Source organism: Pedobacter sp. GW460-11-11-14-TSB4, assembly GCF_059423705.1.
The window spans coordinates 38,328-50,772 of record NZ_JBWKYI010000035.1 but is presented as its reverse complement, the minus strand read 5'-3'; the positions used below and the strand labels follow the sequence as shown (position 1 = coordinate 50,772).

The following is a 12,445-nucleotide window of genomic DNA, read 5'->3' as shown; positions in this document are numbered from 1 at the left end:
ATTCTCAATAATAACATTAATAGGTTAAATAAAAGTCGTGATTTAGCACTTACATAAAATTTTGTATTGATAATCCCGATATTAGTCAAGTCGAATGTGAGATTTGTGAAGAATCCTTTTAGTCAAATCTCATATCTAACACCTCAAATCTACCCCAATGAAAAGCATCGGAGATCACATTAAACAAAGCAGGCTGGCCTTAGGTTTAAGTCAGGCTGATGCCGCTAAAAAGCTAAATATTTCTACTCCGGCTTTCTGTAAAATCGAGACGGGTCAAACCGATCTCAATATCTCCCGTTTACTCCAGATTTCCAAAACATTTAAGGTTCCGGTTATGCAGCTGATCGCCGGACAATCAGGAGGATCTAATTCTTCTGAAGAATTAACCGCGCTTAAAAAAGAACTGATCGAAAAAGAAGAGGAAATTAACAAACTCCGTAAAAAGGTGATTGATCTGTACGATAAACTTGGGATATAAAATGCGGTTTATCTGCTATTTTGCCGACTAATTATCATATTAAAATTATAATAAAGAATAAAATTCATTATTATTTAAAATATTTTGAATTTTATTCTAATAATTTATAGTTTTATAGAATGGTAATCGAAAACAATTTTAGTCTGGATCATGTCGATCTGGCTATACTCAGACTTATGCAGGATAATGCGCGGATCTCGAATGTAGATTTAGCGAAGGCATTGGATCTGGTTCCATCAGCTGTGCTGGAACGGGTAAAGAAGTTGGAAAAGAAGAATGTAATTACCCAATATAATGCCCGGATAAATCCTGTGGCGCTCGACTTAAAATTACTAGCCTTTATTTCGATGAAATCATCTCAAAGTTTAGGCTGTAGTGATACCGCAAACGAGCTGGCAAAAATACCTGATGTGCAGGAAGTGCACGTCATTGCAGGGGATGATTGCTTTCTGATTAAGGTGAGGACAGCAGATTCGGCCTCATTAATGGCTTTATTGCGTGATGAATTTAGTAAGATTCCAAATATTTTATCGGTTAAAACCACGATTGTGCTGGAGACTGTAAAAGAGCAGCAAAAATTAGTAATTCCTGAAAAATAAAAACATGGCAAATTTAAATAAAACAGCATCTCCGGTAATGGTTTACCTCGCATTTGCTATTGTATATATCGTATGGGGTTCAACTTACTTTTTCATTCAAAAGGCCCTGGTTGGTTTTCCACCTTTTATTTTAGGCGCATTCCGTTTTTCTATTGCAGGAGTGCTCATGTTAACCTGGTGCAAGATTAAGGGTGAAGACATTTTTAATCTAAAAACCATTAAAATTGCTGCAGTAAGTGGTATTTTAATGTTAGGCTTAGGTAATGGAATCGTTATTTGGGTAGAGCAGTTTATCCCCAGTGGTTTAGTGGCTATTATGGTGGCCTCAGCAGCCATATGGTTCGTTATTTTAGATAAATCACATTGGAAAGAAAACCTGAGTAATAAGTATATCGTTTCGGGTTTAGTGATTGGCTTTTTAGGGGTTGTGCTCTTATTTGGCAACCAGATCGTGCAAGCGCTTGATAAACCTCAAAGTAACCTGCAGGTTATAGGCATGGTATTACTTGTTTTTGGACCAATAGCCTGGGCTGGGGGATCGCTTTATTCGAAATATCATCCCACTACCGGTAGTTCGGTTTCGGTTAATACGGGCTGGCAGATGTTGATGGCCAGTCTCGCTTTTTTACCCGGAGGGTTTTTCAAATCTGAGTTTAAATTGCTCGATTGGGGCAGCATACCGCTTGATGCCTGGTTATCGATTATCTACCTTATCCTTTTTGGTTCAATTGCTGCCTTTAGCGCTTATGTATGGCTGCTTAAAGTCCGTCCGGCTACGCAGGTGAGCACCTATGCTTATGTAAACCCGGTAGTAGCAGTTTTGTTAAGTTTAACCTTTACCAATGAAGTGATTGGCCTAACGCAGGTAATTGGATTGGTGATTATTTTGGGAAGTGTGCTCTTGATTAATTTGCCGAAATATAAAAGCGCGTAGATTATTATAGTGGATTCGTCATTTCGACTGTGGTGCAGTCCCGAATATTCGGGAGAGAAATCTGCTGCATACGGCTTAGAAGTTAATTGATCCGTGTTTTCAGTGAATCCGTGGCAGGAAAATAAAAAAAGGTTCGTGGAGACACGAACCTTGGCAATTGACAACCCCATTCAGGTTAAAATATCTTGCGCATCGTTAAATGCTTTTTGCCAAAGGTAGCACCGGTGGCTTTATGGATAGCAATCATCTGTTCGTTAAAATCGCCTACCCAACTCAATTCGAGTTCCTTGTATTGGTTTTTAGGCAGCACATATTCACCTAAGCGGATAAAAAGAACCGATTCTAAGCCATGTTTTTGGAATTTAGGTTTAGTACCCATTACAATTGCACGCATGCGGGTAACGCCCACCCAGCGACGGTAAGCAAACTTTAATTTTTCAATTAAACCTAATTTGCCATCAAAACCTTTTATCATCTGGTTAGCATCCGGAATCAGCACAACAAAGGATGCTGGTTCGCCATTAAAGTACGCAAACTGGATGAGATGTTCATCCATAATGGGCTCCATACTTTTAAAACTTTCTTCGAGGGTTTCTTTTTTAATGGGCACAAAGTTTTCAAAATCCTGCCAGCCATCATTGTAGATTTCCATTAAATCGTTAATGTATTTGCTCGAATTGGCTTTGCTGAAATATTCGAAAGTATAACCAGGTTTATTTCTTACCCAGTTGGCAATTTTGGTAAAACGTTCCGGGAAAGGAATAGTAAGGTTAATGTGGTTGGTTAATTGCTCGTATTCGGTAACGAAACCATATTTCTCGAAAAATTTCTGATAGTATGGAAAGTTATAGTTCATGCCGAAAGAAGGGGGGGTGAAGCCTTCAACTAGTAAGCCCCAAAAGCTATCGTTTTCGCCGAAATTAATCGGGCCGTCCATCGCTTTCATTCCATTTTCGCTTAACCATGTTTTGGCAGTATCGAATAAAAGAAAGGCAGCTTTTTCATCATCAATACATTCAAAAAATCCCATACCGCCTGTTGGCTGGTCGTAATGGTAGGCTTTTTTCTCATTGATAAAAGCAGCTACACGGCCAATCAGTTTTCCTGCATCGTCTTTTAAAACCCAACGCGTACATTTTCCATGCGCAAAAAAGGTATTTTTCTCGGGGTTAAAAACATTTTCAACTTCACTATCCAGCGGACAGATCCAGTTTTTATCGTTTTTATATAGGATTTTTGGAGTGTCTAGAAAGTCTTTTTTTAATGATGAATTGCTTACGGGTATAACTTGCATGGGCAGATTTTAAAATTAAAAAGCATCCTACCAAGCGGGCGGATGCTTTTTCAAATATATGTTTTTTTAAATATTAATAATCGTCGTCGTCATCGTCGAAATTATCGAAGTTGTCAAGGTCATCTAATGGCATATCAAAATCATCATCGTCATCATCTTGAGGCTTCTTTTTCGTTGTTTGAATATCGTCATCTTCAAGATCATCATCTTCGTCTACCTGTTTCTTGGTAGTCGGCTTGGTTGGGAGTTTCTTTGGCGCTTTCATAACACAAAAATAAAAATTGCTTTTATAGTTTAAAAATACAAAAAAACTTTTTTTAATAACAACCTGGAAGCAAAGAAATTAATTTATTTATTCCACATTTTCTCCGACCGTATTTTCCTCCTTTACGATATCTTTTAACTGGGGAAGTTGGTTTAGGTTATTTAAACCAAAATAATCCATAAATAAGGTGCTGGTGCTATACAGAATAGGTCGGCCCGGCGTTTCTGCTTTTCCATCGATACTGATCAGCTCTTTTTCCAGCAGTCGTTGTACAGAATAATCTGAATTAACACCTCTTATCTGTTCGATTTCTAATTTAGTAATGGGTTGGCGGTAGGCTATAATAGCCAGCGTTTCCATAGCAGCCTGACTTAATTTTTTCTTCGAACGGTGTAACTGCAGCTGGTTAACCGTTTCATGGTAATCTTTTTTGGTGAGAAACTGATAACCATTATTTAAGAATACCAATTCGATGGCAAAATCATCATGGCTATATTTTTCCTTAATTTGTTCAACACTTTCGAATACCTGTGCTTCGGTAAATTCTTCATTGAAAACAGCATTTAAGGCCAGTATAATTTCTTGCGTACCGATGCTTTGACTGGAAGAGAATACAAGGGCTTCGATGTGCCTGGAGATGTTGTGATTGGGCATATACAAAAATAGAATTTTTGGGCATAAAAAAAGCGGTCTCGCTTTTAAAAACAAGACCGCTTTCAACACACAAATGAAACCTGAATTAAGATATAGTTTTAGGTTAGGTTATTAAATATCTATATCAATTCTATAAGAACGTCTTTGATAAACACTATCGTTTATTTCTAACACAAGTTTAAGGCTAAACCGGGTTCGAACAAGATTCTATTTAGTGAGTGGTATTAATAATTGAGTAAACGGTAAATTTTCTATTTTAACGGTATACAAATGGATACCGTAGTACCATTTGTGGTGTTCTGCTTCACATTTAAGTGTATAGGTTTTGCTCCAATCTGACCTAAAAGGTGCAATCTTTCTTTGGTTAACTGCATACCTTTACTAATGTGTGTTTCCTTTTTATCCTTTAAAGAGTTGTCAATTCCAATCCCGTCATCAATAATTTCGATGTTAAGATAGAATTCATCTTTCAGTTTAATGTTGATCAGGATTTCGCCGCCGGTTTCTTTTGGCATAATGCCATGCCATATTGCATTTTCTACATAGGGCTGCAACAACATAGACGGTATAAAAGTTTCTTCTTTATCGATATCTTCATCCACATTAAAAATATAGGCTAATTTATCTCCAAAACGATTCTTTTCCAGCTTAAGATAGAGGTTTAGGTATTCCAGTTCTTCTTCAAGTGAGATATAACTTTTTGTGCAGATTTCCAGGTTTTTTCTGATCAGTCTTGCAAACCCTGTTAAAACCTTATTGGCCGAAGCGGTATTCTGCGTATTAATGTAATGCTGAATGGAGTTCATCACATTAAATACAAAATGTGGATTCATCATCGCCTGCAGAGCCTGTTGCTCCAGCATGAGTACTTTGTTTTTTAATAATAATTGCGCCTGCTCTTTATCTTTCTGCTTGCGGGTAATGTAAACAGCTACCTTGTAAAAGATATAGGCTACAAGCAATATTAAAATAGATAAAAACCACAGGCTTTGCCAAAAATGCTTTTTAATGGTAAAAGCGATTTTCGCCGATTCGCCCCAATTACCGTTCTGGCTTTTTGCACTTACTTCAAATACATAATCGCCTGATTGTAGTGAAGAAAAATCTAAACGTCTGGTACGGGTTTCTACCCACGCCGAATTTTCGTTTAAGCGGTAACGATAGGTAATATCACTGGTGGTAAAATCGACTGCACTAAAAGTAAACAGAATGGTATTGTTACCGGTTTCGAAAGTAAAATTACCCTGATCAACCGGCAAACGCTCATTATCTTTAATGATAGAGGTAACGTAAACTTTAGGAAGATTCCTAACAATATTTTTATTATTGTATTTGAATAAGATCAGGCCTTTGTTTGTCGCAAAATAGGCGGTACTGTCATCAATAAATAAACTGTTGATGTCGTCACTCAAAAGATCTTTGCCATAATCGAAATTAGCCACAGTGGGTTGATTAGGATAATCGGCTATTTTGTTAACGCCTTTATTGGTTAATACCCATATTTCGCTGTTTTTTACAAATATTTTGGTACAGATATTATTCGTTAAACCATCTTTTTGAGTAATCTGGCGGGTAATCTGATTGTTCTTATAAAAAATTAAACCATAGCCATCTGTCGCCAGAATCAATGTGCCATCGGCAAGCTGCTGAATGTCATTGATCCTTTTGGTAAGCAAAGGATGGTTTTCGTAATGTTTAATCAGTTTCCCTTTAGAAAATTGGGAAAGACCATTGATATTCGAGAACCACAAACTGCCTTCGCGATCGTAAAAAACGTGGTAAGACCTGTCTTTAAAAAAATCTTCTTTTTCGCGGTATTTTGCCGCGTTAAACTCAAATTTATTTCTTCTGTCTGATAAGAAAACCACTCCCGATGATAGGGCTAAGGCAAGTTGATTGTTATTTTCACCCACGCTAAAGTGTTTAATAACGAACATCGAGTTGTTTGATTCTTTTAAATAACTTACCTCATTACTGTTGTTGTAGATATTTTTGAAAACACCCATTCCATAATCAGAAGCAAAATATATGGATTGGTCTTTTGGGTCGAAAGTAATCTGTTTAATGGTTTTATATTTCTTAAAGTCATCTAAACCAATTTCATCTACCTGATAATTGTTGATGGTGAGCACATCGATTACGGCATCATCAGTACCCAGCCACAGGCGGTTTTTCCCATCTTTGGTAATGCTTTTGATGACATTGCTGCTCAGACCAGATTCTGCATCAATAATCGATAACCGGTTATTGGTATTAGGGAGCATATAAATTCCCTGATTGGTGGCAAACCACATGTTCTGGTTATTATCCTTGATTACCTGGTTAACCGAAATATCCTGCAGATATTGGATTGTTTTCCCGCTTTTATCGAGGGCGAAGGCTCCATTGGCATTCGATAACCAGACCTCTTTGGTCTTAACATCGTAATAAAAATATCCCGACATGTTCTTGATCAGATTCTGGGGAATCGGGATGAGATCGTTAATGCTGCCGTGCCTGTATTGTTTTAATCCTCCACTGTCCAGGTAAAATAAAGATCTGTGGCTACTGTTTGAAGCGGTCATGTAAGAAAGTGGTTGTACTTTCGAACTGACCATGGAAAAAGTTTTTCCATTAAACTTTTGTACACTTAAGTCGCTATAAGCAAATATGTTACCTTGCTCATCTTCATGAATAAAGGCGTTGATGAATTTATCGTTTAGATTAGGGGAGATGTATTTTTTGATCGTTTTTCCATCCCAGCAAACGATCAGGTTCGCATTGGTTCCGAGCCAGATCCGCCCCGATTTATCCACTAAAAAGGAAACAATTACTGTATTAAAGTTTAGCTTTTTAAGCAGTTCATCATTGTCCTGGTTATAAAATTTTCCTTCTTTTAAGTAGCTGAGCTGACCGTTCAGGGCAAAAAACCACAACCGTCCCTCTTTATCTTCCCTCATCTGGAGGATCTGGGTGTCAGGAAGTCCATCTTCGATGGTGAAGTTCTGGAAGTTTGTCCCATCAAAACGGCTCAATCCATTATCGGTGGCAATCCATATAAAACCTTTTTTATCTTGTAAAATGTAATAACAGTTATTGCTGGCAAGCCCGCTTTTTGTATTGTAATGGGGGAGGTAAGTGGTTTGGGCAAGCAGGTTTTTCGGGAGGAAAAATATAATAAACCCGAATAAAAAAGCAATAAAAGAGCGGCCAAAGTTTAACTTCAGGATTGCTTTTTCAGCAAATAAAAGCGCTTTTATGCGTAGTTTAATGATCACTGTTTGCCTTTGTAAATAATTTTATTTTTTCAAAAAAATCGCTTGCTCTTCTTCGCGAAATGTTAATGCTTTCACCATTTTTTAAGAAAACCTGAAGTCCGTTTTTAGAATTATACTCTTTTAAGTGGTTAAGATTTATAATGCTCGACTTATGGATCCGCACAAATTGATCGCCTGGCAAAAGCTCTTCAAATTCCCGTAAAACTTTCGAAACCGTTATTTTATCATGGTTATTTAAGTGTACAATCGAATAATTGCTATCTGCTTCGATGTAAATAATATCATCGATATCAATCATTTTAAAACCCTGTCCATAAGGGAGGGTCAGTTTTCTGATTTCCGCCCGTGAACTTAAACTTGAAGCCAGGTTATTGATTCTTTCGTCGTTTTCGTTCTGGCTTTTAAAACGTTTAATATGTTGAAAAACCTTATCTACAGCTATTTTAAGCTCATCAATATCAATTGGTTTTAACAAATAATCGAGTGCATTTGCTTTAATCGCTTTTAGTGCATACTGATCGTAAGCAGTGGTAAATATAACGGCGGCATTGTGTTTTTGTGCATCGGGAATAAGTTCAAAGCCGTTGCCTCCAGGCATGGCAATATCCAGAAAAATCAAATCAATGGGATGATGCGCTAAAATATCTTTTGCTTCCGCTACAGACCTGGCAATACCGGTAATTTCTACCTGCGGGCAGTTCTGTTGCAGTAAAAAAAATAACGATGAGCGTGCAAATTCCTCATCATCAACAATAATGGCTTTTAATATCGTCATAGCTATAGGTTGGTGAATGTATTAAAATGGTCTTACAAAAAAAAATGCAAAGAGAAAAAACCAGTCTTGAAATTGTCACGTATGTATCATCAAACGAATTCAAAACCACTAAACATAGATTACTATGAAAAACAATGAACTAGAAACAAAAAGTGAACTTCAAGATGAAAGTTTATTTAACAGCACCGTAGGCAGGAGATCTTTTCTTCAGTACGCAGGTGCGAGTGCAGCCGGTATTGCTTTGGTTGCCGCAGGTTGTAAAAAAGATCGTGGCTACATGGATCCGCTTGCAACAGGTGCTACGCTAGATTTTAAAGATGATTTCGGTGTATTAAATTATGCATATGCTTTAGAGCAATTAGAAGCTGCATTTTATGTTAAAGTTGCTTCAGCACCTCCTGCATCTTTCACTGCAGCTCAGAAAGCATATTTCCAGGATATTCAGTTTCATGAAATTGCCCACAGAGAGTTTTTTAAAGCTGCTTTAGGTACAGCTGCAATCGGAAGTCTGGAAGTAGATTTTTCATCAATTGATTTTACCAGTTCTGCCAGTGTTTTAGGAACGGCAATGGCTTTTGAGGATTTGGGAGTGGCGGCATACAATGGCGCCGGACCAAGAATCAAAACTGGTGCTTATTTATTGTTAGCTGGTAAGATTGTTTCGGTTGAAGCCCGTCACGCAGCTTATGTCCGCGATCTGATCTCAAATGGAACATTTGCTGATTTAAACAGCCTTTCTGCTTTAGGTGCTGATAATTCGAAGGGATTAGATGCCGCACTTACTCCAGACAAAGTTTTAAATATTGCTAAAACGTATATCAAAACCAAAATTAATGTAATCAATCTTTAATTTTTAAAACCAGAAATCATGAATATCGTAAATATATTAGAAGAAATTGAAAAAGTTGATGGAGAAATCTATGAGAGATTAAATCCGAGAAGAGCTGCAATGAAAAGCTTTTTCAACATGGGTAAAAAAATCTCTTTAGCGGCTATGCCACTGGCTTTGGGCTCAATGTTCCAAAAAGCTTATGGACAAACCGCTTTACCGGCAGCGGTTGTGGATGTATTGAACTTTGCTTTATCATTAGAGTATTTGGAATACCATTTTTATAATCACTGTATTGTAGGAAAAACTCCGGGATCGGCTGTAACCGATGTTACCTTTAATTTTCCTAATGCAGCCAGCCAGGCAGCCATTACTACCATTCGTGATCACGAAAAAGCGCACGTTGATTTATTGGTAGGCGCTTTGGGAAGTTCGGCCCGTGCACCAATTGCCTATGCAGATACCGATTTTAGAGCAGGTGGAACATTTAGTACCGTATACTCTGATTATGGTACCTTCTTAGCGGTAGCACAAGGTTTTGAAGATACTGGTGTTAGGGCGTATAAAGGTCAGGCAGGGAATTTATTAGTGAGCCCGGGCGTATTGCAAACTGCATTACAAATTCACTCTGTAGAGGCACGTCATGCATCACACATCCGTCAAATGCGTACAGCAGCTGGCACTGCAGTTTACAAACCATGGGTTAGTTTAGGCGCTTCAGGCCAGGCAAATGACTCTGGAGTTCCTCAGGTAGATGCCGTTTATGCTGGTGAAGATTTAACCGTACAGGCAAATGTGAACATTGCAAATATTACTGGTGCACCAAACGCCACTGCGGCTAAACTGGCTGCTGTGGAAAGTTTCGATGAACCACTGGATAAAGCAAGTGTAATCACCATTGCAAACTTATTCCTGAAAGACGGCAAAAAGCTATAATAGCAATTTTTTACATTATTAATTAGGTAATGTTTTGTTTAAGGTAGGGAGGTAGAACTTGGTTTTACTTCCCTTTTTTTGCAAGATTATCAGGATGACAGGATTTTAAGATCAATGTGTATAAAAAATCCATCTCACCTCATCCATTTGACGGCATCTATCCCTTTTACAGTCCTAGTACGTAATTACCTGTTCTTCTAAGTGCTCGGGTAAATCTCTGTAGTTGTATTTTTGTCCGCGTAACTGCGGTTCGAAACCTGCAGCTTTAATAGATTGCTGAATACCATTTGCCGTAAAACGGTGTGGTGCACCAGCCGCCGATACTACATTTTCTTCGATCATAATCGATCCGAAATCATTCGCACCTGCATGTAAGCAAAGCTGTGCGGTAGCTTTACCAACAGTTAACCAACTGGCCTGGATATTTTTAATATTTGGCAACATGATGCGGCTTAAAGCAATCATGCGGATATATTCATCAGCTGTTACATTGTTGCTAATGCCCCGTAAGCGCTTTAATAAAGTGCCATCATCCTGGAAAGGCCATGGAATAAAAGCTAAAAATCCATTTGCATCAGCAGGTTTTTCACTCTGTACCTGGCGGATCCATACCAGATGTTCAAAACGTTCTTCTATGGTTTCAACATGGCCAAACATCATCGTTGCCGAAGTCGTGATGTCTAATTGATGACATGCACGCATCACATCAAGCCATTCTTGTCCGCCACATTTACCTTTCGAAATTAAACGCCTCACGCGGTCGTTTAAAATTTCTGCACCGGCACCAGGAAGTGAATCCATTCCTGCTTCTTTTAGTGCTTTTAATACTTCAGTATGTGTCATGCCTTCGAGCTTTGCAACGTGTGCAATTTCCGGTGGGCCCAAAGCATGTAATTTTAAATCAGGATATAATTCTTTTAGTTTTCTGAATAAGTCGGCATAAAAAGCCAAACCTAAATCGGGGTGGTGACCACCTTGTAATAATAATTGATCTCCACCTAAGCGGAAAGTTTCTTCAATTTTTACTTTATAAGTTTCGATATCAGTAATATAACTTTCGTCGTGGCCAGGCCTGCGGAAGAAATTACAGAATTTACAGTTGGCAATACAAACGTTAGTGGTGTTTACATTACGGTCGATCTGCCAGGTTACTTTACCGCTGGGTACCTGTATTTTTCTCAGTTCATTTGCCACAAACATCAAAGATGCGGTATCGGCATGGTGGTATAGATGGACACCTTCTTCAAGGCTTAAAAAGTCAAAATGTAATGCCCTTTGCAGTAAATCGGCTGTATTCATAATGCAAAAATACTAAATTGTTTATACAACACTGCTTAGTTATTATGGCAGGAAAGTAAATTTTTGGCATAAAAAAAAAGAGCGACCTTATTAAAGAGCCGCTCTTTTTAAAACGTTTACTATTTAAGGGATAATAAAAACCCAATGGTAAAATTGGCATCCCAGTCAAATACGAAAGTATCGCAATTGGTAGCGTCTTTAATAGCTTTGTAGATGTTTACACCGCTTTTAATTTTAATTTTATCGGTATTGTATTGATCAGGATCATTTAGAACAGTAAATCTTTCATCACCTGTACGGGTTTGTTTTGCAAGTTCAAAAGGCACACCTCCGATAATGAAACAAACATCGTGTTTTGTAGAAGGGATTTTTGATGATAAAGATTTAACCTCATTATATACATCATCATCTTTCAGATTTTTCTCATAATATTTAGCGCCGGGTGCTTCAAAAGATTTCACATCGCCATCCATCCACGAAATTTTAGTATTACCTGAACCAATGTCAACAACAAAGGAATTATCATAATAAGATGCAGGTAAAACACATTTTAAGGCGAGTTTACCTTCCTGCTCTGCTGTAACAAGGTTCACCACAAAGCCCATTTTCTTTAATTCAGAACTAATGGCCGTTGTTTTAGGCTCTTTTTGTGCACCAGAACTGATTACAAAGTGAATGTTTTTAGATTTTACACCTTTATCAAACATGGCACCTATATAATCTTTTAGTCCGGTTCTGATATCTGCGGTATTGGCTAAACCTTCATAAACAAAAGATTTTCCAAAATCTTTAGAGATAATTTCCCAGCGTTTTTCCTTATCAATATTTACTACAAAAGAGTTAAAGCCCGATGCACCAACTTCAACAACACCTTTATATTCACCATTTACAGGTTTTTCAGGAGTGTAATTAAAACTTCTTTTTTCATCGCTTTTAGCGGCAGTAGGTGATGATACCTGCTCCGTTGTGTCTTTTTTACTTCCTTCTGTGATGTTTACACCATCAATTTTTCCTGATTCGAAAGCCCAGTAACCAAGGCCAATAATAGGTATTGCAATAATAATTGCTTTTATAGGCCAACGTAGTCTTGCCCAGGTCGATTTTTCTTCCATTGTGATATGTTTT

General features: G+C 37.8%; 12 protein-coding genes. 5 read left to right on the top strand and 7 right to left on the bottom strand.

Features of this window, described 5'->3' with window-relative positions; all coding sequences use genetic code 11:
• The first annotated feature begins 157 nt into the window (after positions 1-157).
• The 3 genes from AC07YT_RS22695 to AC07YT_RS22685 all read left to right on the top strand — a co-directional run bounded on the left by AC07YT_RS22695 (position 158) and on the right by AC07YT_RS22685 (position 2,011).
• Positions 158-478 carry a helix-turn-helix domain-containing protein gene (locus AC07YT_RS22695; RefSeq protein WP_086546674.1) on the top strand — a complete coding sequence of 107 codons (321 nt, stop codon included), beginning with the start codon at positions 158-160 and terminating at the stop codon, positions 476-478.
• A gap of 119 nt (positions 479-597) precedes the next feature.
• Positions 598-1,077 (top strand): Lrp/AsnC family transcriptional regulator, encoded by a 480-nt coding sequence (locus AC07YT_RS22690; protein ID WP_086546673.1) that lies wholly within the window; start codon positions 598-600, stop codon positions 1,075-1,077.
• 4 nt (positions 1,078-1,081) lie between these two features.
• Positions 1,082-2,011, top strand: coding sequence for an EamA family transporter (locus AC07YT_RS22685; RefSeq protein ID WP_494945541.1), 930 nt, complete (start codon positions 1,082-1,084; stop codon positions 2,009-2,011).
• A gap of 175 nt (positions 2,012-2,186) precedes the next feature.
• Here the strand turns inward: AC07YT_RS22685 and AC07YT_RS22680 are convergent, their stop codons facing one another.
• The 5 genes from AC07YT_RS22680 to AC07YT_RS22660 all read right to left on the bottom strand — a co-directional run bounded on the left by AC07YT_RS22680 (position 2,187) and on the right by AC07YT_RS22660 (position 8,256).
• Positions 2,187-3,305 (bottom strand): N-acetyltransferase, encoded by a 1,119-nt coding sequence (locus AC07YT_RS22680; protein ID WP_086546672.1) that lies wholly within the window; start codon positions 3,303-3,305, stop codon positions 2,187-2,189.
• Positions 3,306-3,378: 73 nt separating this feature from the next.
• A complete protein-coding gene (locus AC07YT_RS22675; protein WP_057935224.1) occupies positions 3,379-3,570 on the bottom strand; it encodes a hypothetical protein in 192 nt (63 codons plus the stop codon).
• 87 nt (positions 3,571-3,657) lie between these two features.
• On the bottom strand, positions 3,658-4,224 hold the full coding sequence (gene scpB, locus AC07YT_RS22670; protein ID WP_086546671.1) for an SMC-Scp complex subunit ScpB: 567 nt from the start codon (positions 4,222-4,224) through the stop codon (positions 3,658-3,660).
• 251 nt (positions 4,225-4,475) lie between these two features.
• Positions 4,476-7,481 carry a ligand-binding sensor domain-containing protein gene (locus AC07YT_RS22665; RefSeq protein WP_086546670.1) on the bottom strand — a complete coding sequence of 1,002 codons (3,006 nt, stop codon included), beginning with the start codon at positions 7,479-7,481 and terminating at the stop codon, positions 4,476-4,478.
• Complete coding sequence (locus AC07YT_RS22660) at positions 7,471-8,256, bottom strand: LytR/AlgR family response regulator transcription factor (protein ID WP_086546669.1); 786 nt, start codon at positions 8,254-8,256, stop codon at positions 7,471-7,473. Before AC07YT_RS22660 ends, AC07YT_RS22665 begins: the two co-directional genes overlap by 11 nt.
• Positions 8,257-8,380: 124 nt before the next feature.
• Between AC07YT_RS22660 and AC07YT_RS22655 the strand changes: the two genes are divergently transcribed.
• A complete protein-coding gene (locus AC07YT_RS22655; protein ID WP_086546668.1) occupies positions 8,381-9,106 on the top strand; it encodes a ferritin-like domain-containing protein in 726 nt (241 codons plus the stop codon).
• Between the two features lie 18 nt (positions 9,107-9,124).
• On the top strand, positions 9,125-10,021 hold the full coding sequence (locus AC07YT_RS22650) for a ferritin-like domain-containing protein (RefSeq protein WP_086546667.1): 897 nt from the start codon (positions 9,125-9,127) through the stop codon (positions 10,019-10,021).
• A 174-nt stretch (positions 10,022-10,195) separates the two neighbouring features.
• On the opposite strand, the gene AC07YT_RS22645 is transcribed toward AC07YT_RS22650, so the two are convergent.
• Both AC07YT_RS22645 and AC07YT_RS22640 read right to left on the bottom strand, forming a co-directional pair.
• On the bottom strand, positions 10,196-11,320 hold the full coding sequence (locus AC07YT_RS22645) for a CofH family radical SAM protein (RefSeq protein ID WP_086546666.1): 1,125 nt from the start codon (positions 11,318-11,320) through the stop codon (positions 10,196-10,198).
• 119 nt (positions 11,321-11,439) lie between these two features.
• Entirely contained in the window at positions 11,440-12,432 is a 993-nt protein-coding gene (locus AC07YT_RS22640) for a hypothetical protein (RefSeq protein WP_086546665.1), read from the bottom strand.
• Between the last annotated feature and the right edge of the window lie 13 nt (positions 12,433-12,445).